Genomic DNA, 25,541 nt, shown 5'->3' on the forward strand with positions numbered 1-25,541 from the left:
TAGCATGTATTTACCAAAAACGAATAAAATGAAAAGATATAATATTGTGCTGATCATCATACTGATAAGTACGCTCCTCTCCTTTCCGGGCGAAATATGGGCGCAACAGCGCATACATCCCGATGCCCAATTTGCCGAAGCGAATATCATCGGACAAAAAGCAAATGGCTTTAAAGGCATTTGGTACATGAATCAGCCTTCCGATGACGAATATGCATATAAATACAGTGGCGGTATGGCCACCTACCCCGCTAACCATCGGCCTTTTGCTATCTACGCCCCAAAGGTGCGGAAAACTTTTTTTTGTTTTGGCGGAAGCGATGACGAAAACAGCACCTTATACCACAATGTTTCCTATTATGATCATCAACGGAAAAAACTCGCCAATCCCACCATCATTTTAGATAAAAAGACAACCGATGCCCATGATAATCCGGTTATTTCAATGGATGACGACGGCTATATTTGGGTTTTTTCCACCTCTCATGGCACGTCCCGTCCGTCCTATATCTCTAAATCCAAAACACCTTATCAAATTGATCAATTTGAATCCATCCAGGCAACAGAAATAGTTGATGGCGAAACAAAACCCTTTCATAACTTTTCGTATTTCCAAGTTTATCATCTTACAGGTAAGGGCTTTATTGCTTTATTTACCAAGTACAATAAGCAAGGGCACCGGGTTATTGGTTTTAACACCAGCGCAGATGGGCGCAGCTGGAGCCAATGGCAGGTCTTGGCACATATAGAAGACGGGCATTACCAAGTAAGTGCCGAGCGAAACGGGAAGATTGGCGTTGCCTTTGACTACCATCCTAAAGGTAAAGGATTGAATTACCGTACCAATTTATATTACCTGGAGACTGCTGATTTCGGAAAAACGTGGACGACCGCCGCAGGAAAGCCCGTTAGCCTTCCCCTTCAGGAAATACAAAATGCAGCTTTGGTACATGATTACAGCAACCCGCAACGCAACAGCTATCTTTTAGACATTGATTTAGACGAGGCGGGAAAACCCTTTATCCTCACGATTACCAGTAAAGGCTATGAAGCCGGCCCTAAAAACGCACCGAGGAATTGGACACTCTCTACATTTGATGGGCAGTGGATTGCCGACACCATCACACAGTCTGACAGTAATTACGATATGGGCTCTATCTACCTGAATAAGGATGACATCTATATCATCGGCCCCACTGCAGACGGCCCCCAAACCTATAATCCAGGCGGGGAAATCGCCGTTTGGCGGAGCACCCATACCGGTAAAAACTGGGCTCAGGTTAAACAACTAACGGCCCATAGCGAGATGAATCACAGTTACGTGCGGAAACCGCGTAATGCGCAACCCGACTTTTATGCCATTTGGGCCGATGGCAATGCACGGAAGCCCTCTATTTCGCATTTATATTACCTGGGCAAAAATGGCACCGTTTACCAGATGCCACGCGTGTTCAACAAAAAGTTCATAAAGGCACAGCCGATAAATAAAACGCCATGATCTGTAGTCTTTTTACAAACAGTAATGTCTGGAAGCTGGTACAGGTAGGAGCTGCGGCCCTGCCCATACTCGCGATATTCTGGGCACTGGTATTTGCTAAATGGAAAGGACATTGGGCAAGCCTATTCGCTCTTGCATTTGCCTGTTTAATAGCTTATAGCGTCTTTCATGTACCGATGCAAACGATTGCTTTTTCCAGTGTCCGCGGTATGCTCTATGGTTTATTTCCTATATCTTGGATAGTAATCAACACGCTATTTCTTTTTAATCTGAGCGTAGAAAGTGGTCAATTCAAAACAATCAAACAGTACATTGCCGCTATCACGCCCGATCCGCGTTTACAGGTACTACTGGTAGCCTTTTCTTTCGGCGCGTTCCTAGAAGGCACTGCCGGCTATGGTGCACCCGTAGCCATTACGGCAGCCATGTTAGTAGGTCTGGGCTTCCAACCCTTACAAGCTGCCGGCATTTGCCTGATTGCCAATACGGCGCCGGTAGCCTTTGGCGCCGTAGGTATCCCCATTACCGTTTTGGCCGATATCTCCGGTTTACCGGAGATGGCCATATCGCAGACTGTCGGGCGCACTTTACCCTTTCTATCTTTGATGATGCCCATGTATCTCATCATCACCTTGGCCGGTTGGAAGCAGATGGTAGCCATACTTCCCGCACTGCTCGTTTCGGGTGGCTCTTTTGCTTTGTTGCAATGGTTCTCCGCCAGTTTCATTGGCCCCACGCTGCCCGATATCATCGCAGGGCTCGGCTCCTTGCTTGCCCTATGGGGCTACTTGCGCTTCCGCAAGATATCAACAGAAAAAGAGCAAGCAGAAGGTGGCGTACTCCGCGCTTTCAGTCCGTTTTTACTACTTACGCTATTCATTATACTCTGGGGCATACCCACATTAAAACGAGCGTTCGATGAGTGGGCGCAAGCCAAAATCAACATCGGTTTAACAGAGGTGCCTATTCCCTACCTTTCCACTCCAGGTACAGCTATTCTGTTAGCCGCTCTATGTTCGATACCACTTACCGGACTCTCCTTCCTAAAAGCAGCCGGCATTTACGGCAAGACCCTTAAACAGCTCCGCTATGCCATACTCACCATTGCTACAATCATGGGCTTTGCCTACCTGCTGAATGATGCAGGTATTACCCTAACCTTAGCAGCTGCCATGGCTAATACCGGTGCGCTTTATCCACTTTTCGCACCAATACTCGGTTGGCTCGGGGTCTTTATAACCGGTTCCGACACTTCCTCCAATGCACTGTTCGGCAAATTACAGTTTGAAACAGCCCAGCGTATCGGGCTTAATCCACTCACCATGGTAGCCGCCAATGCTTCCGGAGGTGTCTTAGGTAAAATGATTTCCCCACAATCTATCGCCGTAGCAGCGGCAGGCAGTGGTTTAACCGGTAGCGAATCACATTTATTGCGCTATACACTCAAACACAGTTTTATACTATTAGGGATTATCTGCCTTATCGTGTTGTTACAGGCATACGTTTTTAAAAATATGATCCCCGTATTAGACAGTTATGCAACACCTTAAAATTCATCATGAATCCCTTTAACAAAAATCAAGCATATGTTAACATCAAAAAACACGCTCCAGAGCAGCATTTATTTGCTCTTTATTCTGTTGGCAGGATTTGCACCCCTTAATGGACAAACAAACAAGTCGTACGGATACAAGCTCAATCAGGCATTCATTAACGAGCAACTAAGCCAAGCCGTAACGCAGTACAAAACGCTTCGGCAGCACCTACCAAAAGGCGTATTTCCACGCACTTACGAACACGATAGTCTGTTGGTTAGTAAAAGTAACTCCTGGATATCCGGATTCTATCCCGGCACATTGTGGTATTTGTACGAATTCAGCGGAGATGAAAGCTTAAGGAAAGAAGCCGAGAGCCGGATGAAAGACCTGGAAAAAGAGCAATATAACAAGGGCACCCATGATTTGGGCTTTATGCTTTATTGTAGTTTTGGAAATGGTTTGCGGCTCACCGGAAATTCACATTATCAAGAAGTATTGCTCCAAGGAGCTACTTCGTTGATCAGCCGATTCAACCCGCAGGTAGGCTGCATCCGATCTTGGGATCATCATCAAGATAAATGGGAATTTCCTGTCATCATCGATAATATGATGAACCTGGAACTATTGAACTGGGCAAATAGGGTATCAAATAATGAACGCTATGCTGAGATTGCCCAAACACACGCAAACACCACATTGAAAAACCATTTCCGTCAAGATAACAGTTCGTATCACGTGGTCGATTACGCTCCCGCTACGGGCGCAATACGGCACAAACAAACCGCACAGGGCGCTTTCGATGAATCTGCATGGGCCCGTGGACAAGCATGGGGTTTATATGGTTATACCATGATGTACCGAGATACCCGCCACGAAGCTTACCTACAGCAAGCCATGCATATCGCTTCCTATTTAATGAATCACCCAAACTTGCCATCGGATAAGATTCCGTACTGGGACTATAATGCAAAAGATATTCCCAACAGCCCTCGGGATGCATCTGCGGCTGCAATAAGCGCTTCGGCTTTACTGGAATTAAGCACTTACGCTCCGAAGGATACGGCCGCCAAATATGTCAACTTTGCGGAGCAAATCATCCAACAGCTTGCTTCACCCACATACCGCGCAGCCATTGGTACTAATGGAGGTTTTCTTTTGAAGCATTCCGTGGGCAATTTACCTGGCAATAGCGAAGTGGATGTGCCTTTATCATATGCTGACTATTATTATGTAGAAGCCCTTATGCGTTACAGGAATTTATCGAAAAAAAACGGCAAATAAGTCAAACGACCTTCCCAAAAAGCTAGCCGTACAGGTCACGGCTAGCTATCACCAATTACCAGCTCGTCTATAACCCGCACTTCTGTAGTACTTAACAAGTACTAAGGTATAATCAAGCTAGTACGAAACAAGTGTAAAAATAGTGCTAAACCAATGTCACGGCAGTAGCAAATAAGTGTCAAATCAGTGTGAAGCCAGTAGGTTTCAGTGTGGTTTTAGTAGGTTTGTAGTAACTTTTAGTATCAAAAAAGGGGATTTAAAAAATTCCATCTTCCATACGAAAAATAATTAAGAAAAAATGGTCAGCCAGTGACCCATTTTTTAAAATTCTTAAGGCCTATCTTTACTTTCAAAAAATGACGTTTTTTTGCTTTTAACCATGTATAGAATGCCGCATTTTTACGAATACAATTAATTAACAATTATGAATTTAAATTCATCATGACATGGAAGAAGATTTACCACAATTAAAAAACAAAAATCCAAAAAAGAATGACCAAGCCAAAGGTACCAACGGACCGACTGTAGAACACCAATCCAGAGTATTTCAGGATGCGCGATGCCATCGCTACCGAATACACAATGACATCGAGCGCAACGGCTCATATCGTGTAAAGTACCCTCACTTTTTTATGCTATTTATGTTAGAAGGCCGTATTGCCATGCAAACAGAAGCAGAAGAACAATACGACATAAAGGCCGGAGAAAGTCTTTGTACGTATCACAATCAGGGCGACTATAAGCTACGTGTTTATCCGGGAGAAGTGGAAGCAGTTACCCTCGTGTTTCAGCCGCAGATTTTAATACATAAAGAAGATAATCAATTATTATTTCCCTCTATTTATCCCGTTATTGAAGCCATGATTAAAAATCTACAAGGCATTAAATCATTACCCGCCGTAAGAATACGAGCACGTACAAGAAAGACAATCGAGACCTTATTTCATTTAAATCTCGACGACAAGAACAAGTTGAACAATAAGATCAATCATCTCATTCTCCAGTTGGTGAGCCAACATCATGAAGATCTTTCCAATTTATTAAGTAGCCCTGCCCTATCAGCGCCTATATTGATGAAAATTTATATCGACGAGAACCTGCATAATCCAAACTTGCAAGTACGACAACTCACCGATCAGTTTATAGGAAGTGCACGCACCCTGCAACGAAAATTTCAAGAAGCATATGGGTCGACGATCAAAAGCTATATTACCGCCAAACGGATGGAAAAAGCTTTACAGCTGTTAAAAGAAAGAGTTCCCGTAAACGAGGTTTTGCCACAAGTGGGCTATATTGATCAGCATAGTTTTTCCGTACAGTTTAAAAAATATCACGGTTTTTCGCCTTCGGCTGTATCGTAACTTATTGGAAGGTCTCAGATCTTTTCTGAAAAGGGAATGTAGTATTTACATTAAAGACCGGTTTATAAAATCTCCAATAGCTTTGGAGTATTTAGTAGATATAAAGGTCGTAAATTTCACATGGAATCCATATTCAAGTTATAATAATCATCGAGTGGTGCTATGCAGGAGAAACGAAAATACATTCAAGTTGTTATGGATAGGCTCGCTTCCGTAATGGACATTCCGGATGAGCTCCATAGTCGTTTGTTGCAGACAGCGAAACTAGTTAGGCAACCGAAGATGAGCGTTATCGAATTTGAAGGCGACGATAGCGATGGTTATCTATGGTATCTCGTTCAGGGCGTTGCTGTTAGTGTAAAATACGATCAATATACCGATCAAGAACAGGCCCTACTTCTTTGGAAAAAAGGCGATATCATTTTTCAACCGGAAAGCTTTTTCGAAATAAAGGAGCTACAGGAAAGTATTCACCTCTGGGATGATAGCGTACTTCTTGGCATTTCGTATTCAAAACTACATCACTTGTTGAAAGATTATCCAGATTTCAACTCCCTTCTCCTTCGTGTTTACAGTTTGCGGCTCAGACGAATGGCCATGCATAACATTGCCTTACGTTATCCGGCGGTCGACCGCGTCGCCTACCTTTTACGTAGCTACCCTGGCGTACATAGTAAAGTAAAGCAAGAACTATTGGCACACTACCTCCATATCGATCGGCGCACTTTTAATACCTGTTTAAAAGAGCTTCGTTGATACACGAGCGAACTTAAAGCTGTGATCTAGATCACAGTAAAATGCTACCTAGATCCGCTTCAAATGCTACCTAGGCAGCATAAGCCTCCTTGCTGATCTACTACCTTTACCAAAGACAATTAAAATAAGATATCGCACCGGGGAGTACCTCGATCATAGCCTGCGGTTCCCCCGCAGTAGAAAGCCAGCTGTCGAGAACAGCGTGCCGAACCCAGCTAAGGCGCCCCGGCATGCAAGCCTTAGCTAAAGGGAATACCGAAGGTGCTGGAGAGCCTCTATAGGCGAACGCTATAGCGGTACGGCAGCAAGGGACGCCGGGCGCGGCGATAAACGCCGGAGATCAATTAAACAAGGGCAGTGGCTGCGAGGCGGCACTGTGTAGGAAAAACAAAATGTAGGCAACATGGAAAAGCTATTAAACAGGTGGACTCAAGGACAGGAAAACATCAACAGGCAGTGGGTGGCAGCTATCGTAGCACCCCTGCTCCTTACCTTTTTCAGGTACTACCTCTCTTTGCCGGTTCGCGTGATGCTTATTCCACGTTATCCTGTATTGGCCTTTCACCTCCCCTTTACGCGTTTTATTCACCGATGGTTGTACCGACGTAAATTTGCCGTATTCCCCCGATGGCCGTGGATGGCCTGATAAAAGGGTGCAAAGGCTGGGAGCAGCCCGCAGCATCAGCCCTGCCGGCTACAAGGCAATATAATCAAGGGATTCAATCACATAACACTAAGTATATGGAACGCTTACTGAAACAAAGAAAACAATGGAAACTAGCTCGACCTGCGAAGGAGCGGATTATTTTTATTATCAGCATGCTCTTTGTTTTCCTGTTCAGTTATACGGCCATCGATAAGCTGAGGCATTTGGAGCAGTTCAGCAGGGGCATTGGTAAAATCCCCGTCGTAGGCAATATGCATGGGTGGATCGCTTGGGGTGTGCCCCTTGCCGAACTGCTGATCAGCGCGTTGCTTATCATTCCGAAAAGCAACAAGCGGGGCTTACAGTTAGCCACCGGCTTAATGAGCCTATTCACGCTTTACTTGGGCCTTATGCTTGCCTTTGCCGAAAAGCGCATGTGCCACTGTGGCGGTGTCATTGAATCCATGGGATGGGTGGAACATTTGCTGTTCAATCTGGTGCTGACCGGATTGGGCCTTTGGGCACTCCGTCTCAAAAAGCATAAACAATAAAACTTAAAGAAATGGAAACAAAAAAAATAATATCCCAAATCGCCCTAGGCTTGGCGGTTATCGGATTCGGCGCTGGAGCCAGCGCCTTTACAAATAAATCAGTGGAAGCAAAAAGGCAAGCTTTTGTTTATCATCAACTACCTGATGGTTCTTACACTCGCAATCAGCCGCCAGGCTCCAATTGTACTCCACAGGAGAACCCGTGCACGGTCAGTTACAGCTCAGCTCAATCGGCTGATCAATACAACTCCTTCGAGGATTTACCTCCCGGAGGAATTGAAAGTACCGAAAACGGTGCATGGCAGTAATGCAAAAAAGAGCGGATTAATTCCGCTCTTTTTTTCGTGCATCATTGATAAATTTTATCAATTCTTCAGTTTGTTCTTCTGTATAGGGAAGCGGGGGATTCGCCGAGAACACATTTCCTCTTTTGTCGATAATCAACAGTTGGGGTGCACTGGCAAATTGATAGTGTTTCACCAAAGGATGTTCAATACCCTCCCCGTCCGTGAACAGGTTGATCTCATCTTTACCTGTGTACTTGCCACTGGCCAAACCGGACAGCCAGACATCCCGTTTTTTACTCATATTGACATTTAGAAAAAGTACCTCTTTATCCTCTTTGTATGCTTGCTTGACAATCCCCATATTCTCCTTTATCTCAGCACAGCCCAAACACCCGGTAAACCAGAACTTCATAATTACAACTTTCCCCTTATAATCGGACAGACAGTGCCTTCTACCTTTATCATCTGACAGATTGAAGCTGAAAGCCTTTTCTCCCGGTTTAACACTTTTATAAGCGTTAAGCAAGGTATGCTTGGCCAGGCTATCCGAAAGCGAATTGATAACCTTCGGCAACTGCGGAACGATATGCGGATCACGCTGAATGGATTTTATCAACAGATAGGAAGTGATCCGATCTTTCAAAAGACCATCAAAGTTTTTTTGTACATATTCATATGCTTCTTTATAGGGACTGTTCGTTAGCTTCCCTCTTTTCGACAACAATTCAAAATAACCCATCAGCACAAAAGCCCTATATTCGATATATTTATCGCTTAACAGCCATACCGTTTCGTCAACTTCCAGATTTACATCATGAGCAAGCTTGGCCAACACGCGTACCGGATCGAACTTATTACTATCAGCCAAGCCATCGCTTTTCCAAACTGCGTAAAATATACTATGAGTTCGGAGAAAAAAATTGATCTCCAGCACATCTAGCAGGTTATCTCCGATATCGCCCCTGTATTCCCGTATAAGATGCTTTCCTCTCTCAAAATTAAGCTCGGCCCTGCGCAGCAATCTTTTTGAGTAGGTAACCGTATCACGTCCCGCTATCGGATCCAATGCGTTTATGCTATCCAGTTTCAACTGACATTCAAGCAATTTCACGGGCTCGATCGAAGTTGTTAAAACCGCATTGGTCACACCGTCAATATGAACACTGTCACCTGCGGATAACAGATAATTATTAATGCTGCGAAACGGTTTCAGATTTCGAAACCGGATATAGTTTATACGGTTTTTTACCGGAACAGAAACATAGAATGAGTCTGCTATCAATCGAATAGGTAACGAACGTTCTTTTTGTGTTAATGGCACGGCAGCTTGATAATCCTCAACCAGGAAAATGGATGGAGCACCTGAAATCATAGCGGTTCTTCCACATATGACAATGCTATCGTTAGGCAATCCGCTTGCCTGCAACGGCATAATGCCACAATTGATCGACCATATCAGGCAAGTCAATAATAATGGTAAAATTTTCATTTGGAGATTATTTATTATCGTTCATTTTGTCTGATACCGCTCAATGCAATCTCGTCATCCGGAATGGGAAAAACATATTTGGGATCGTTGGGAGGAAGTATGTAACGCTTCCCGTTCAGTCTCCTTTCTATGCTCAAGTTATGTCCTTCCCGGTTCAACCTCTTCAGGTCTTGCCATCTCAGCGCACGCCATACGAGTTCTTTTCTTCTTTCCAACAATACAGTATGCAGTGCATCCTCTCGATCTGTTACGACAATGGGCTCAAAGGAAGTATCGTATCGATTCTCCAGTAAATAATTCAGAACCGCAATTCCTTCTGCCACTTTGCCGTTTCTGACGGCACATTCGGCCTTAATCAGAAAAATTTCATCTGTAGCAAGTCCCGTAAACGGATATCCCGTAGAATATCCCTTTTTAATATAGAATTCACCGGGAGATCGCTCTGTATAAAAAATGGAAAAGCGAAGATCATCGGGCTCATACAGCTTGATAAGATTGGTATCAATTGTTGCCTGCAGATTATTCAGCCCGGGAAAAGTAGTAAAGCCGTATACATTTGCCTGCGTGGTGTAAAACAGCGTTTCCGATGTCAGATTCATAAAGGGATTTGCACTTTCGGTGTCAACTGCTTTATAATCGATAAGCGCATTGTATATCGCCAGCGTACTGTCAGCATACGCCTCAGCCAATTCATAATGCCGCATATCAAGATAAAGCCGTGCAAAGAGCGCAAAAACAGCGGGTTTGGATGGCCTGTTCAGGTGCGTTACCGGTCTACCGGTCTCCGAAAGAAAAGTAGATGCCGAATGTAAATCACTTATTATCCGGCCATAGGTGTCTTTTAGGCTTGATCGTTGCTCCAGCTTATCGATACCCGGATCCAACTTCAGTGGAAGCCCCGGGCTGCTATCAGCGGTCGATTCGTTATAGACCTCACAGAAGTTGCGCACAAGATCGAAATAGGCGTAAGCGCGATAAAAGAAGGCACTGCCATAAACAGCGTTCCATTCTTGTCTGTCGGCAACATCATCTTTGATTTTATCCAGACCTGACAGTACATTGTTTACATAAAAAATAGCTGAATACGGGACATTCCATCCCTGAAAATTCAGCTCTCCCCCGTATACATCCCTGTTCCACAGATAGGCGTTTTTTTCCGTAAGCGTATTCAGCGCATCGTAGATTTTTTCATCTTTTATGAAATATTCGTCAGCCGAAAGCTGGGGTAAGGGGTTTGTTATATTCATTACCCCCATATTGTCCAATAGATTCCGGAACTCCTGCACCTTGGCAGGTATTGTGAGACCCGAAGAAGGCTTTTCATCTAAATATCCACTGCATCCCAAAACCGATAATGTTACGAAAATAGATGCTATATTGGAAAACTGCTTTTTCATAGTACACTGGATTATATATTAAAATTTATACCTATCGATACACTGAATGGATCAGGCATACCCGTACCGTAGCTGTAATCCGGGTCTATGCTATACCTTGTGGATTTCCATATGATACCGAGGTTTCTGGCGTAACAGACCAATCGGACATTTTTCATGGGAATACGTTCACCGGTCTTAAGAAGATAGCTTAATTGAACATCCTGAAGCCGGATATGATCGGCCTTTTCGATCAAGGCGGTGGAGTATTGATAAAAATTGTCCCTATTGGTGTTTGCGGGATAAACAAAGGCGGGAACGGTTGTATGCTGTTCATCACCGGGCTGCTGCCATCTCGAAGCAAAATCTGCCTGCTGATACGCGTTTATACCGCCATTCAAGAGCGCCGAGTAATTAATGGAGCTACGCCTGAAGAAGTAACCGAGCTTATAGGTTATATTTACAGACAGCGTTGCCCTTTTGAAGGAAAAACTGTTCCGAAGCGAGCCGAAGAAAGTGGGTGTGGCGTTACCAACGTAAACCAATTCATCGGTCTTTGTTGAATTCAATATTGCAGCATAATTGGTACTTTCAGTATTTTCAATAAGACCGACCGGATTGCCTTCGCCGTTCAGACCGCCCCAAACAAAACCGAACAGGCCGTAGTATGGATACCCGACCATGGGATTTTGGGGATTGCTTCGGACGACCGATAAATTGGTCGACTGCCTGAAATCATATTTGGTAACCTTATCCTTAACATGAGTTAACAGGAAATCAGTATCCCAACGGATAATTCGATCGATCACATTTGCGTGCAACATCAGATCGACACCTCTGGTGATAATATTAGCAGTATTTCCTCTAAAACTCGAAATCCCCGTTTGTGGGGCGATCATGGCGCTGCCAATGAGATCGAGCCCTTTTTTTTGATAATATTCAATACTTCCCGATAACTTGTTGCTCTTCAGAGCGAAATCAAGTCCGAGATTAACATTGGCTACTTTTTCCCACCGCAACGAAGGATTAGGTGGATTTACCACCCTCGCGTATAGCGCATTGTACATATTGTACGTAAACAGTGTCGAGGTAAAAAGGGCAGAAACACTTTTATCCACATTTCCATTGTAACCGAAGGTTGCCCGAAGTGCCAGTTTGGCAAGCCAGGGGATGGGAAAAAAAGGCTCGTCAGTCAGCTTGTAGAGAAAGCCTGTCGACCAAAGTGGCACACCTTTTTGATTTGAATCGACACCGAATAAATTCGATTGATCTTTCCTTGCACTAAAAGAAAATATATATCGGTTCTTAAAACCGTAGGAAGCATTGAAATAGTAGGACATGTACCTGTCTAACGTCCATTGTCCGAACTGTTCGAAAGGAATTCTGCCCGACTGTACGGGATTATAGTACAAGGGGTACAGCGCTGTGAAGTTGATGGAAGCATTTTGATTGGAAGCCGTTGGTCTGTCATAACCATACAGCGTATTGGAATCGTAAGAAGATTTATAATTTTTTATCTCAAATCCCGCAAGTGCGGTTACATCGTGATTTTGATGGATTTTTTTATTGAAATCCAATTGAAAACGCCCATAGTGTGAAGCGAAAGCATTGTTCCTGCGTTCCAGTATATCTCCCAATGGAATGATTCTTCGGATCTCACCGGTCTGTTCATTTCCCTGACTAAACGTATTGATCATATCGCGTGTGAAAAATGAATTGGCGGTATTCAGATTGTCTCTCACTCCATCTGCCTTTTCATATTGATAATTCGTCGAAATATCAAGCCCATCCAGTAAACGATATTTTATATTCACATTTACCCGATAATCGGTAAGTGCGTCTTTGACGTTTGCGTGACGTTCATCCAGCGGTCTATAATTCCAATCCAATAAATCTCCACCACCGACCGTATCGACATAAGCTTTACGGAGCAACTGCCTACCACCGGAAACAGGTAGTGAGTTCCCCTCTTCATCTATAAATCTTTCGTAAGGTGTAAAGGCTGAATATGGATTCGAATTGCTGTTAGATAAACTGTTTGTAAATGTAAGGCCCGTAAATAACTCCAGTCTATCCTTCAGCAACCGGAATGTATTGTTTGCCATGATCGTAACTCGCTCAAACTGATCGCTCACAGCAGCGCCTTTATTATTATCATAGGCGGTTGAGATAAAATATCGGTTGTTCCGCCCACCTCCGCTCATGTTCGCCTGATACTGTTGAAAAAAGCTTTCCCTAAATAGATATTTACTTATATCACCTCTGTTATCTTGGTTTCTAAGCACATTAATTGCGGAAACCGCTTCCATTTCCGTTATGTCTCCGTTGGTCTTCCGGTTTAGAATGTCAACAACTTCCGAAATTGCACCATAACCATTACCGATTATGGTGTTGTAGGCTCCTCTCTCAAATAAATATTGCTCAACATCTATATATTCAGCAGAGCTCAAACGCGGTAAATAATACTGATCCGGCCTTCTTTTGAACGTAAAATTGGATGTAAAAGCGATTACCGGTTTTACATCATATTTACCCTTTCGTGTCGTGATTACAATTACACCATTACCGGCTCTCACTCCCCAGATACTTGCCGCGGCGGCATCCTTAAGCACGGTTATCGACTCAATATCTGCGGGATTAATATTACTTATATCTCCGTCATAAGGAAAATTATCGACCACGATCAACGGTTCAGGATTGGCAAACAAGGTGCTTCTGCCCCTTATGGAAATACCGGCATTGTTACCCTGATTTGTAAGACTTTTATTAAAGATTAATCCGTTCGTAACTCCTTCCAGCCGATCAAGGATATTCGTGGATACGCTTCGATGCAATAATGTACTATCAATCTGTACAAAACTCCCCGTTGCCCGTTCTTTCGGCAAGGTCTGATACCCGGTGCTTACCTGCACTTCTTCCAGTTGGGTACCGTTGCTTTCGAGATAGATGGTTAACGGATTGTTGTTGCTATTAGTAAATGGTATCTCCGCTGTTTGGTAGCCTACATAACTGATCATCAGAACACCTGTGCTATCTGTTGCAAGGATACGAAATTTACCTTCCGCATTGGTCAATACAGTATTCTGTTTGCCTTTGATGCTAATCGTCGCACCATCCAAAGGGGTATCATCAGCGGCATTCAGCACCCTACCCGTAATGGGATAGCTGTTCTGAAAAGCCACGCCGTGGGCAGCCTCCGGGGAGGAGGACTGCCGGGCGTGTGCCAAACAAACACAGAACAAGACGTTTAAGGCTGTAAGGTATATGGTGTAGGGTTTAAGGGCGCGCAGGGTCCCTTTTCCACGGCTTACCTCCCTCCTACCTGTCCTCTCCCCTGCTAGCCATCTTGAGCGAAACTGAAGGTTCACTCGATGGGGAATTTCCCCATGGAACTCGCCACGAGTGCCCATTGAGTTCCGACCAATATTAATCGAACCACCGAAGCCATCTTCAAGAGAGGGACACGGGAGGGACCCGACAAATTGTGTCGATTTATTATCTATATTGGAGGCCAGCCTACTTAGGGCCTCTTTTTTATCTTTAAATACTTTTTTCTTTTGAGAGGTGTCTTTAGCCGATGGCTGGCAGCTGATAACCGACGGCCTGCCCACTGGGCAAACCTCTCCCATTACGCTTTTATCGTTCATTTTTAGATTTGGTTGAAATGAATCAGTACATTAATAAATCAAGCTCTCTGGCTTGAAAAATTCAAGATCAACCTGCTAAATAGGGTTTTTGGGCTTGCGCGCGAAGAGGATGTCGAAAAGGGTAAATCTAGGCTTGGAAGCCGATATATCTCCAATTCTTTGAAAATGGGAATTTAATTTCTTTTGATGTTTAGGTTTGGTTTTCATTTGCTCGTATAGCTACGAGCCTCGCGTGGTGCAGAAACAACAAATGTGGGACCTGAACACCGTGGTTGCAATAAAGTTTCTGACGCCTTACGCTACACGGCTTTACAACAGATCCCACATCCATCTCGATGCGCAAATATAGCACATTAAGAATAGATATGGGTATTACTCTGCTGTCCTGCGTAGCGGCGTCAGAATTTGCAACCGCAAGACTCTTTAGTTAATACCTATTTTTATGTATTTTAAATAATTTATATATCTCTTTTAAACATATTTTTGTTACCTTTGGATATAACAGCAAAGTTAAAGCTCGATTTTAAAAAAGCACTATTTTTTAGATACTAAATAATCACCTATAGTGTTAACTTATCACTTAAACCATTAAGACATGACCGAGTTAAAAATTATGAAAATTCTGAGAGAAGCAAATGGATACAGCCAAGAATATGTAGCATCCTATTTGAAGATAAGCCAAAATACGTACTCGAAAATAGAGAATGGTCAAATCCGTTTGACAATCGACAGGATGAAAAAGTTGGCAGAACTATATAATGTTCCCGCAAACATTTTCTTATCAGAAGATTTACCTGTAGTGAATTATAATACTGGATCGCACAGTCGAACCATCATCAGCACGCAGGAATACAATGAATCCGAACATAAAACGATCATTAAATTATACGAGCGATTTATAAAAGAAAAAGACGAGCAAATCGAAACTTTGAAACAGCAAAATGAGAAACTGTCAAAGGAAAATGACAGGCTATTATCTCATCTCATCAATGATAAGACGTCCTAATAGATACCTTTATTGAAATAGTTTTTTAACTTTAACATCCGAAAATAAAAAATATCATGGCCAAAACTTTACTGGAAAATCTGAGAATCGAAAACAAGTATGAAAAAGATCAACTCGCAGCTTTGCTAGATATCTCCATTTCTGAATATGAGCTAATTGAAAGCGGAGCAGTTAGGCCTACATTTATTCAAGCAGGAAAACTCGGAGAACATTATGGGATAGATCCCAAGCATATTTTGGGGGTATCAGACAGTACAAACTACAATATCGGAACTTACAGCAGGACTATATACGCAGTTTCATATTATGAAGGTAGCGAAGAAAAACCTAACAAAAATTAGTTCTTAATAAGCAAAAGGGACTCAAATGAATCCCTTTTGCAAATCTTTACTTAGTTACATTCCTTTTACGGAAGAGGCTTGACTAAGTCTTACAGCGTAAAGATATGAACTTCTAGGATAAGGCTATCCAATTTTGGATTGCGAAGTGCTATAACCGACAAGACCTAAATTTAATAATGAAACCTGACACCAAATTAGATAAACACATCTCCATTATTTTAATTGACGTAAAAGAGCTCATAGACGCCGCACGTGAGCGGGTCGCAGTATATGTCAATTCAGAAACAACCCTTCTCTACTGGAGCATTGGCAACTACCTCAACAAGGAACTGATCGGTAAAAGGCGTGCAGAATATGGCCGTCAAATTCTTGCGACACTGTCACAGGAATTGACTTTGTCTTATGGCAAAGGATATACTTATACAGCCTTAACACGAATGCGAAAAGTGGCTGCTGTCTTTTCGGAAGAAATTGTTGCGACATTGTCGCAACAATTATCCTGGAGTCACCTTATTGAACTTTCCATTATAGAGAACGAACCCAAGCGAATGTATTACGCGACCTTTGCTGCTAAAGAACAATGGGGTGTACGAAAACTGAGGAATAGTATTGATGCAATGGTTTTCGAGCGAACTGTAATAGCATCCCAACCGGACAGCAATATAACCAACGCCATAAGTGCTTTTCAATCAAATGCTGCCATAGATCCTGAGTTAGTATTTAAAAACACGTATATTTTAGATTTTCTCAATCTTTCTAAAAACCATAGCGAAAGGGAACTAGAGCAGGCGTTGATAGACAATTTACAGGAATTCATCTTAGAATTAGGTAGTGGATTCGCCTTCGTAAGTCAACAGAAACGGATCAGTGTAGATAGTATAGATTATCATTTGGATCTATTATTTTATCATAGGAAGCTTAAACGGCTTATAGCAATCGATTTGAAATTAGGCAAATTTCGACCAGAGTATAAAGCACAAATGGAATTATATCTTAGATGGCTACAAAAATATGAAATGCAGCCTGGCGAAGAAACTCCCATAGGTCTGCTCCTCTGCAGTGAAGGAAATACAGAACACATCGAACTACTAATGCTCAATGAAAAGGAAATACGCGTAGCACAATATTTAACCGAATTACCAAGTAAACAATGGTTTGCAGACAAATTACATCGTTCGATAGAAATAGCTAAACAGAAGATAAGCGATGAAGAAATGAATAAATAGTTAGTAAATTCAATTTGAATATCACTTTATCACCATTCTCACTAAATCCATTGACTCTTCCTCAATCCACTTATTCTCTTTTATTAACTTGTTGATAAGCTGTAAAGCTTCATCTGAAAAATCTGCAGCATTTAACCCGGACAATTCCTTATTAAAGTTCCACTCACTTTTATGATGCAGAGAATTTACGGGCAAGGCTGTTTCATAAGTGTCAGGCAACAATAATCCTATGTCAAAAGATTTTACTCGCAGTTTCTCTTTAATACGGGAATAAATGGAAAGGCCATGACAATCCCAGTCACAGGAGTAGTAAAGTGGCTTTGACAGTTTTTCAGGGCTGATATAATCGATGATACGGATATTATTGCCGCCTACATACCATAGTTCGATATTATGTTCTCTTACTTTCCAGGGATTTTTCAGGTGGGCAATATTCTCACAAAGCACGATCACTTTAGGATTGAGGCAATCTACCACAAACCGCCATTGAAGATTTTTAGGATCCTTTTCAGGAAAATCTGCTATATCTAAAATTTTGCAGACAGCGTCTTTTAACCCTGGTTTATTTTCAAGGTACTTAGAGCCTTGTCCCTTAAATATTTCACTGGAAAAGGTGCGTATGGTGGAAAGGTTTTGGACTAACTCTTCTTTTTGCTCTGCTATGAACATCAATGTCTGAATATCATCTTCCGTATACCGCCTTCTTGCATCACTTTCCAGGTTTTGTTCCCGCAAAAAATTTTCATATCGTAAATAATCTGCCTCAAAATGCTGCTGATAAAATGCTGTAAAACCTGGATTTACTTCTAATATTTTGACATTTCCAGACTTATATTTTATAATTTTTTTCTGTACCATCAGTACATTTCTGATATAAGCATTGTCCGTTATCTTCGCTTCTGTCCGCTTGGAAACGTATAATTGATGCAAGGCTTTTAAATGTCGCCAGGTTAATTTACGATTACTCATACGTTGGACATTTTATCGCTTTCACATAAAATGGCTAATGGTGTATAGTTTACAGGATCCTCTACTTCCATATTTTTGTGAAGCATATACAAGTATTGCTCTCCGTCCCTGAATTTACCAACGGGGCCAATGGAAAGGGAAATTAATTGATAATCATACTTCTGGGCTATGTCGTACAACATATCATAGTTGGAACCCAGGCCTTCCGCCTCGTCTATCGGCATGATGCGAACTGCAGGTGCTGCCGCTTTGCCTTCCTCGCTGCTCATGATAGACAAACGGGCAATGCAGAGAAGCGCGACCGCTGCATAGGTCTGACCAGTACTTCCTTTATTGATGCGCCCACTTTCGGACTCCATAGTGAAAGAGAGTTCATAATAATTCGATGGATCGAGCAACTTGGCTACTACTGTATTTGCATGCAAAGGGCCTCCACAATTGTGAAAGGCAGTCTTCATCATTTCGGCTAAATCAATCTTTTCACCTAGTTTATTTTGCAGAGTGCCTGCTTCGTCTTCTATCATTTCTTTAAAGGTGCTCATCCAGGTTTTGGGATAATTAACAGCCGGTGTTTTGCGTAACCTGGCTGTATACCCTCCTGTAATTTGCGCATCGCTTTTCAAAAAATTGTCGATACGGCGAATGATGTTTTCCTGTTGCGTAATGATTTCATCTACTTCATCCAGCAGATTTTTTATTTTCTGAATTTTCCGGTTGTTCAGTTGCCTGTTCTTTTCGTTGATACGGGTAAGGTAAGTGGCAATTGTATCAATCACATTGGTCTCGGACTGATCTACCACGACATCATAGAAGGCTTCGGGAAGCAAATTCCTGGCTAATTCCGTAAAGTCTTTTGTGTCCACAAAACGGTAGGCTTCGGATGCGATATATTGTTCAATGATGGTAGCATATTTGGCATTGAACTTTGCTTCCGAATCAAGATACTGAGTGTATTCTGTTTTGGGTTCTGTTATATACTCTTCAATCTCCAAAGACTCGGGTAAACGTTCGTACCATTTCAGGTATTGATCTTTTGCTCTCTCTAGTTCGGCTTGGTTACTATCTAAACTGCTTTTCAAAGAGGGAATCTGTTGGACACCAGACAAAGCGGGTTGCATCAATTGCCCTTGCTCCCTAAAAAAGTCCGTTTTGTTCATCGCCATTGAGAGGGAAGCGGATATGTTTTCTTTTTCCAAGCTGTAGGAGTTCAGGTAAGTCTCCCTACGCGGGAATTGGTCGAGAATAAGCTGTACATCATCATCAGGTTTACTACTAGTATCCAACGCTTTCAAGATGGCATTGTATTCGCCGGCATTAGTTTTAGCCAGACGCAGTTCATAATCGGCTTGCTCTTTGGTATTTTTGGCTCGGGTAAATTGTTCCTGAATTGCTGTTTTCTGAAGATAAAGTTCCTGGTATTCCTGAAAACGTTCCTCACTGATATTGAGCGATGGAATATCCGAAAGTTGATGCAAAATATCTTTTCTTGGATAAGCTGATAGTATTCGGGCGATATTATCCTGTGTATTGACGGTTTCCTGCATAGTCTGGTAAATACTAAGTTCTTTTTCAAGCTCGCGGACATCCTTATCTAGGGTGTTCGTGTATTGTTCAAAATAAGAACGGATTTTATCCTCATCAGTCGTATCTAATATCTGTTCGGTAACATAGGAAATGTGCTTGCGTATGCCGTTCAGTGTGATCCAAAAGCCATTATCCGACTTTTCAGCCACCGATAGCGATAATATCAACTCTGCTGGTTCTGGAAGGTAGTCGTTTAAATCGGCTGGCTTCTTCCTCGGCAAATCCTGAAAATGTAGGATGGCGCTTTCTTCTTCAATCGTAAAGGCTCTTTTTTGTTGCAATGCCCAGTTGACCAATGATTCCGGATCATTGATATTAGCGTATTTTTTTAACCGGTTCTTTTGCTGTATCTGATGTTCTCTTTCAGCAATGACATCTGCCAGATATTGATTTAGTTCGGCAGCTGATTGTTTTGCGGAAATATTGTCAAATGCATCCGCTATGCTTTTTTGCTGCAATGCGTAAAGAAACGGACTTAGCACGGCTTTTTCAGATTGATTCCGTTTGTACTCCTTATAACGGGTTCCCAGCTCTTCATAGGAACAGTTAAATTCGGCCAGCCAATCCACTACTTGTTTTACCTGGCTATGACGAGGTAAAATAGCTTCATATTCTTGTTCTGCTGTTTTTTGTGCTAACTCTAACTCTGGTAATATCGTATTAACCCGATTTATTTCATCTGCCAGTAATTCTTTGAGTATGGATTGATGCTGCAGTACGCTTGTATATTGAATGATACCGTCGTTGACTTCTTTTTCCAGTCTTGTTGTCTCCTGGTGATAGAACAACAGATTTCGGTGCAGCCATCTCTGTTGCTGCTCATCCCGTTGCTTTTTCAGTTCCCTGAGGTCTATCAGTTCTTTTTGTTTTGATGTTACCCGCTCAATCTCCTGCAGGTTATGGCCATATTCTCCGATGGCCTGTTCCATATCTTTTTCCGCACTTTTGTAATTATCCAGTATTTTCCGGGTTTCCTGATTGCCGAAAAGAAATTGTTTGAGACTGTCGCTTTTATGGGTATCCAGCATTTTACCCCTGGAGAAAGATTGCAGTATCCCAGCGTAGTCATTCAGCAGTCTCTCGCTGGATGCCAGATCCAAAGGGAGGATCTTTTCACGGAACAGGATTTTATGAAATTCTTTGTAACGGTGCCATGCTTTCATGTGCAACCCCTGTTCATCCAAATATTCCGCGAGCAAATCTATCGGCAGGATATCCTCTTCTTTTAAAACCTGTTGAAAAGAAACCGGTACAGAAAGATACTGAATATGCTGCCAGTCGTAACCTGCCTGAATGATAAATGCCTGTGTGCTCCGATTGCCCGTTTCCATGTAACTGCCTACCACCAGGTATTGTGCGGGCGCTATTTCTATGTTCAGAAAAGCGTAGCCGACACCTTTGCTGCGTTTTTCTGCCTGCAATACCATCCCTTCCGGTTCTCGGATGTCCGTTCCCCGTGTGGCAGATTCAAAGGCTTCCGATCCCACAAAGATGAGCTGGATCAGGTCTGCGATCATACTTTTCCCCGATCCGCTTTCGCCTATGAAATCTGTACGGAACGGATGAAAAAGGTAGTCGAATTCTCGGTGATGAATCAGGCCAACGGTGGAAAGACTGTATATTCTTGGATATTGTTTTGTCATGCTGTTTCGTCTTTTAGCCAATTTTCGGGATGGTTGATGTAGTCACCATATATTTTGGGCAATCGCTGAAAAGAGGGTAATATGTCGAAGTTTTGCCCTTCCAGTGCTATCCAGCCGATTTTGGAAAATTCACGCAGTGCTTTTTCAACGACATCATTTACTTTCTGATCGTCCATTTCTGTTGTGTTGACTTTTCTGGCTTTTGCCAATGCCCGGTAAATACCGGGCTTGATGTCTTCATAGTCCTGCTGGATCATCCTTTGCAATGCAGGCAGGGAATCTAGTTCAATATATCCATCGATAAACACGATCTTGTACAGTATGAAACCTATAATGACATATTCATTTGCCAGGAAATGCCTGTTTTCCACAGAGATGTTCCCGCGGCTGCCGGGCAGAAAATCCACATAATAATATTTATTGACCGTCTCTCCGGCTTCTTCGAGCAGTATGCCAAAAAATTCGCGATAATATAGCTTCATACTTCGAAAATGCCTTTCTAAAAAGCGAAATATAGCTTCTTGCTGTTGCCAGCGCTGAATGTGTACACCGTTCTTTAACGCATAATCTATCGTTGCAAAAAGCTCTTTTGCAGCGGAGTCTGCTAAAAATGAAGTCGCGTTTATGTTTTCCTGCGGATGATAATTTCCCATAATGATGTTTTAAATGCCGTGTTATGTATAATCTTTCCAGGATCGATACTAACCATATATTGTTCTTGTCCTTCGAAAAACCCCATAGCTCGGTAAATGACAGCAATGGCAAGCGTGAGCGTATGAGGATCATCCGGTTTCGCTATCTGAAAGAAATAATCCGAAAGCCGTAGCTGATCATGCATATCCACTTCTCTTTGAAGCGTACCTATCCATTGACTGATTTCATCCTGCTGGTTCAGGCGGTTCTGAAATGAAGCGAAAACCGAGGCTTTCATTTCAGGGGTTTCAGTAATCATCAGCCGTTTTTTTGGTTTTACCGGAAAGAGATCCGGTTTTCTTTCTACGATTGTAAGGTCTTGCTCCAACAGAAATACAGACAATGGCGGAATATTGCCAGGCAGACGGATTGTTTTCTTACTACCCTCAATAACCTCTATACTATTTTCGACCAGGTGATAGAGAAAACGTTCTATCCGTGTATTGAACAGCGGCTTGTTCAGGTTGCTGAACAGTTGCTTGATTTTGGGTTGAATGCGATCTAATCGCTTATCGATGATGGAAAGCGTCCGGCGCATTTCCTGGAAAAATGTAATGGCTTCATGTACTCTCGCGTCAACTTCTGCATGATCATAAGCTAATGCGTTGCTTTCAATCAGTCTCCGGATTTGTTCTATTTCCCGAAATGCAGTACGTAATTCCTTGTTTTGTGCCCTGATGAGCTCAAAGCGTTCATCAATTTGCTGCAATGTTTCCAGTATGGTGCCTTCCTGAAGGCTGAGCTTTTTGTTTTCCCTTAATGAGGCGACCGATTGATCGATTTGCCGATCCAGAAAATCCAACTGGCTTTTTAACTGAAGCTTAAAGGCATCAAAATCGATATGGAACCAATCCAAGAAAGTATCGAGGTCTTTGCTTTGCTTCAGTTTATCATATAAAGCGAAGCATATTTTCTCAATTCTTGTAGGTGAGAAGGTAGCTTTTAGTATATCGTGTGCCTGCTGGCAAAAGATGTAGGCATATTGTTTGAACGAGTATTCCTGCCGTTCTTCATCATACCGGAGAAAGTATTCCAGCAGGTTTGAGATCAAGGCATTGTAATGTTCTCTGGGATGGCGGCTTTTGTCGTTTTCAATAGCGGGATTGACCGTCCGCAGGGCTTCATGGATATCCTTTTCTTTAAAGCTATCTTGTGGAAATATTCCTTTCTGCATCTGCTCATACAACCATACGATGGCCAGGCCCGCTTTAGCTTCCGGAAAAAGCAGGCTATAGGTGTTCTCTTTGGATATTTCCGTGAGAAAGTGGAAGGTATGGTTGGATGTAACTTTCAAATAATATTTTTATCTAATTCAATCTATTCTTTAAGGGTTAATTTTTTTGTTCGAGTAATTTGATTGCTGGTCATTTATTCATATATCAATATCATCAAATATACTTCTTGAACTTTTTATGATTGTTTTCTCTTCAGCGATATCTAATATTCTATCCGGTTTTTCATTCTTGTTAAAAAGATGTTCATCCACCCAGTTTTTAGCTTTTGATATTTCGTTCTCGATTACCTCGATAACATTTTCTTCTTCCTGAAATTCTTCTTGAAGAATATTCATTTTGTCGAAAAAATCCTCCATATGCTCTTCTGACGTATCATCATTAAATTTTCTGAATTCGTCTTCTCTTTTTCTTCTTAGGTCTTCAATATTTGGTAATAGCTGTGCTCTTACCTTTTGTTTCAGGTCTTCTAATTCCATGATAGTAAAGACTTTTTGTAAATCATCATTGCGCAGCACGTAAAGATCCTCTCCCAAAATTGTAAAATGAGCTATGTAGTTCACAAATTCCTTCCTATAATTTTCCGGTAGAAGTTGTAGTTCATTCAGTTTTATGACTAGATCAATGTCTTCGGAATAATGAAAAGACATAGAAGGTTTTACTATCTGTTCAAATATTTTAGGATTTTTTGAAATGTAGAGATTCAGGAAATCTTTCGAGGAGCGACGCGATAGAAAGGTGTAAATTTTCCTTTTGGCCCCCCATCTTGATAGGTAACCTGTTTTATATGCCTCGGATTCCTTGAATAACAGTATCCGTTCTAAAATAATATTGTACATGGCTTTGGGAACTATGATGGTCTTTTCAAGTCCGACATTGCCACATGTTACCTGTTCCATCACTTTTTCAATATTTGTGCCGTATAGGTATATTTCTAATTGCTCAGGACTCTTTGATACGATTCGTGCGTAAGCGTCGCCGATAGTCGGATGCTTAAAGCGCCAAACAGAATTATCTTCAATAAAAGTATATTGTACCAAGCTATCCTTCATAGCCTCAAGGGCTTGAATACAGCTTCCTATGTCACTCCCTAGTTTATTGATAGCGTCGTACTCATTTTGCTCCAATTCTAACGGGCTTACTACTTGACCATTGTTCATATATATAAGAGCAAGTGCTGCTTTGCAATCATTATCAAGTCCACGAATAACATCCTCTAAAAAGCTTTCTTGTCTTTCAACAAATTGCATTAGTGAGTATTTAGAGATGTACACTTGTTTTGTAAAAGCAGGATCCGCCAGACGCCTGGCGGTTTCCGGTATAAATCGACTATTATTGGCTATATCGTTTAAAAATGGCTTTATCTTGGTAAGAAATTGTTTGGTTTGGCGTCCAAGCTTTAAATGATTATAAAGGATCTGTTCCTTTTCAGGCGTTGTTAATTTATGAAGGTCAATTACCACCTGGCTTTCGTTAAATAATGGGAATGCCCCTTCTTTCAGATCATTCCTTGCCCTTCTGTAGATATAGTCACGGGAAGTCATTACTATTTTGATTCCTTGTTTGATCATGGCCTTAACCTGAGGCAATATGTGATTCCAATTATTGACCAAATCAGATTCATATTGTGTAACCCCAAACGCATCATCAATCCAGAAGAACTGATTCGGAGCATCAGAATTCCAATATTTAATAACCAGTTCTGGAGTATCCAGTTTAAGCGTAAACAATTTCCATTGATCGACAGCCGCCATGGCTAAAAGCGATGCAATCGTCGTTTTTCCTGCAGCTGGCTCTCCGATAATAAGGACAAAACCATGATCACTCAATGCTTTTGCAGCTTTATAATAGGCCGTAGTTATAACAATTTTGGAAAGGTCATCTCTCATAGAAAGCAATAACTGCCTTGCTTGTGAATAGGCACGCTCATCCAAGATTTGACTGAGGTCTCCAAGCCCGTATATACGAGGAACGAGCGTCCTCAACTGGTTACTTTCATGAATCTGGGTATATATCCAATTGCTTCCAAACACTCTCCACGTTTTAACACCAAGAGCGGAGAGTTTTCTACTGAACGTTGTTTCGAAACGTCCGGAAATACCTGCGTTTGTCATTAAGACATAACAGTCACACTGTTTTTCTAAGACTAATCTTTCAATTTTAGAAAACTCATCATCGAGATCACTTAATCTTAAGTTTTTATCTGATTTATTTGTGAACTTACATTGTATAACAAAATTTCCTGTCAAATCTTCGCCGTCCTTTTGCTTCCAAGTACCTGAAAAAGCGCCGTCTTTACCAGCATCATTGCTGTCCAAAAAAGTCATAACAGTTTGGCCTAGAATTTCTTGAACAATTGTCAAGCATAACTTTTGAAATTCATACCAGCCTAAAAGATGTAAATCGTATTTAATCAT

General features: G+C 42.0%; 19 protein-coding genes. 11 read left to right on the forward strand and 8 right to left on the reverse strand.

The features are described from left to right. Positions 1 to 28: 28 nt before the first annotated feature. From FKG96_RS19710 to FKG96_RS19745, 8 genes are all read left to right on the forward strand, one after another. The gene (locus FKG96_RS19710) at positions 29 to 1,498 is read left to right on the forward strand and encodes a BNR-4 repeat-containing protein (protein ID WP_149105888.1); all 1,470 of its coding nucleotides are present in this window, start codon (positions 29 to 31) and stop codon (positions 1,496 to 1,498) included. Next, a complete protein-coding gene (locus FKG96_RS19715) occupies positions 1,495 to 3,048 on the forward strand; it encodes an L-lactate permease (RefSeq protein ID WP_130855217.1) in 1,554 nt (517 codons plus the stop codon). The genes FKG96_RS19710 and FKG96_RS19715 overlap by 4 nt, the downstream gene beginning before the upstream one ends. Before the next feature lie 36 nt (positions 3,049 to 3,084). Next, the gene (locus FKG96_RS19720) at positions 3,085 to 4,317 is read left to right on the forward strand and encodes a glycoside hydrolase family 88 protein (protein WP_149105889.1); all 1,233 of its coding nucleotides are present in this window, start codon (positions 3,085 to 3,087) and stop codon (positions 4,315 to 4,317) included. A 446-nt stretch (positions 4,318 to 4,763) separates the two neighbouring features. Next, positions 4,764 to 5,678 (forward strand): AraC family transcriptional regulator, encoded by a 915-nt coding sequence (locus FKG96_RS19725; RefSeq protein ID WP_149105890.1) that lies wholly within the window; start codon positions 4,764 to 4,766, stop codon positions 5,676 to 5,678. Positions 5,679 to 5,840: 162 nt separating this feature from the next. Continuing rightward, positions 5,841 to 6,434 carry a Crp/Fnr family transcriptional regulator gene (locus FKG96_RS19730; protein WP_149105891.1) on the forward strand — a complete coding sequence of 198 codons (594 nt, stop codon included), beginning with the start codon at positions 5,841 to 5,843 and terminating at the stop codon, positions 6,432 to 6,434. A 403-nt stretch (positions 6,435 to 6,837) separates the two neighbouring features. Continuing rightward, positions 6,838 to 7,080, forward strand: a complete 243-nt coding sequence (locus tag FKG96_RS19735) for a hypothetical protein (protein ID WP_149105892.1) — start codon at positions 6,838 to 6,840, stop codon at positions 7,078 to 7,080. Between the two features lie 95 nt (positions 7,081 to 7,175). Beyond that, positions 7,176 to 7,631: a MauE/DoxX family redox-associated membrane protein gene (locus FKG96_RS19740; RefSeq protein WP_168204579.1), complete on the forward strand. Its 456-nt coding sequence runs from the start codon at positions 7,176 to 7,178 to the stop codon at positions 7,629 to 7,631. A gap of 11 nt (positions 7,632 to 7,642) precedes the next feature. Then, the gene (locus tag FKG96_RS19745; RefSeq protein WP_149105894.1) at positions 7,643 to 7,939 is read left to right on the forward strand and encodes a hypothetical protein; all 297 of its coding nucleotides are present in this window, start codon (positions 7,643 to 7,645) and stop codon (positions 7,937 to 7,939) included. Positions 7,940 to 7,955: 16 nt separating this feature from the next. On the opposite strand, the gene FKG96_RS19750 is transcribed toward FKG96_RS19745, so the two are convergent. Genes FKG96_RS19750 through FKG96_RS19760 form a run of 3 tightly spaced genes read right to left on the reverse strand, consistent with a single transcriptional unit; the run spans position 7,956 to position 14,430 of the window. After that, complete coding sequence (locus FKG96_RS19750) at positions 7,956 to 9,407, reverse strand: redoxin domain-containing protein (protein ID WP_149105895.1); 1,452 nt, start codon at positions 9,405 to 9,407, stop codon at positions 7,956 to 7,958. 14 nt (positions 9,408 to 9,421) lie between these two features. After that, a complete protein-coding gene (locus FKG96_RS19755) occupies positions 9,422 to 10,804 on the reverse strand; it encodes a RagB/SusD family nutrient uptake outer membrane protein (protein WP_149105896.1) in 1,383 nt (460 codons plus the stop codon). Between the two features lie 11 nt (positions 10,805 to 10,815). Then, complete coding sequence (locus FKG96_RS19760; protein WP_149105897.1) at positions 10,816 to 14,430, reverse strand: SusC/RagA family TonB-linked outer membrane protein; 3,615 nt, start codon at positions 14,428 to 14,430, stop codon at positions 10,816 to 10,818. A 613-nt stretch (positions 14,431 to 15,043) separates the two neighbouring features. Between FKG96_RS19760 and FKG96_RS19765 the strand changes: the two genes are divergently transcribed. From FKG96_RS19765 to FKG96_RS19775, 3 genes are all read left to right on the forward strand, one after another. Then, complete coding sequence (locus tag FKG96_RS19765) at positions 15,044 to 15,436, forward strand: helix-turn-helix transcriptional regulator (protein WP_210421318.1); 393 nt, start codon at positions 15,044 to 15,046, stop codon at positions 15,434 to 15,436. Between the two features lie 56 nt (positions 15,437 to 15,492). After that, the gene (locus FKG96_RS19770; protein WP_149105899.1) at positions 15,493 to 15,777 is read left to right on the forward strand and encodes a helix-turn-helix domain-containing protein; all 285 of its coding nucleotides are present in this window, start codon (positions 15,493 to 15,495) and stop codon (positions 15,775 to 15,777) included. Between the two features lie 176 nt (positions 15,778 to 15,953). After that, positions 15,954 to 17,003 (forward strand): YhcG family protein, encoded by a 1,050-nt coding sequence (locus tag FKG96_RS19775; protein ID WP_149105900.1) that lies wholly within the window; start codon positions 15,954 to 15,956, stop codon positions 17,001 to 17,003. 21 nt (positions 17,004 to 17,024) lie between these two features. Here FKG96_RS19775 and FKG96_RS19780 read toward each other — a convergent pair whose 3' ends face one another. The 5 genes from FKG96_RS19780 to FKG96_RS19800 form a co-directional block, all read right to left on the reverse strand. Further along, entirely contained in the window at positions 17,025 to 17,972 is a 948-nt protein-coding gene (locus FKG96_RS19780) for a hypothetical protein (RefSeq protein ID WP_149105901.1), read from the reverse strand. Further along, positions 17,969 to 21,199 (reverse strand): hypothetical protein, encoded by a 3,231-nt coding sequence (locus tag FKG96_RS19785; protein WP_149105902.1) that lies wholly within the window; start codon positions 21,197 to 21,199, stop codon positions 17,969 to 17,971. The genes FKG96_RS19780 and FKG96_RS19785 overlap by 4 nt, the downstream gene beginning before the upstream one ends. Continuing rightward, positions 21,196 to 21,852, reverse strand: coding sequence for a hypothetical protein (locus FKG96_RS19790; RefSeq protein WP_149105903.1), 657 nt, complete (start codon positions 21,850 to 21,852; stop codon positions 21,196 to 21,198). Before FKG96_RS19790 ends, FKG96_RS19785 begins: the two co-directional genes overlap by 4 nt. Beyond that, on the reverse strand, positions 21,822 to 23,186 hold the full coding sequence (locus FKG96_RS19795) for a hypothetical protein (protein WP_149105904.1): 1,365 nt from the start codon (positions 23,184 to 23,186) through the stop codon (positions 21,822 to 21,824). The genes FKG96_RS19790 and FKG96_RS19795 overlap by 31 nt, the downstream gene beginning before the upstream one ends. Positions 23,187 to 23,264: 78 nt before the next feature. Further along, positions 23,265 to 25,541 (reverse strand): hypothetical protein, encoded by a 2,277-nt coding sequence (locus tag FKG96_RS19800; protein ID WP_371719663.1) that lies wholly within the window; start codon positions 25,539 to 25,541, stop codon positions 23,265 to 23,267.

It is taken from the genome of Olivibacter sp. LS-1, from assembly GCF_008245145.1.
Classification (GTDB): domain Bacteria; phylum Bacteroidota; class Bacteroidia; order Sphingobacteriales; family Sphingobacteriaceae; genus Olivibacter; species Olivibacter oleidegradans.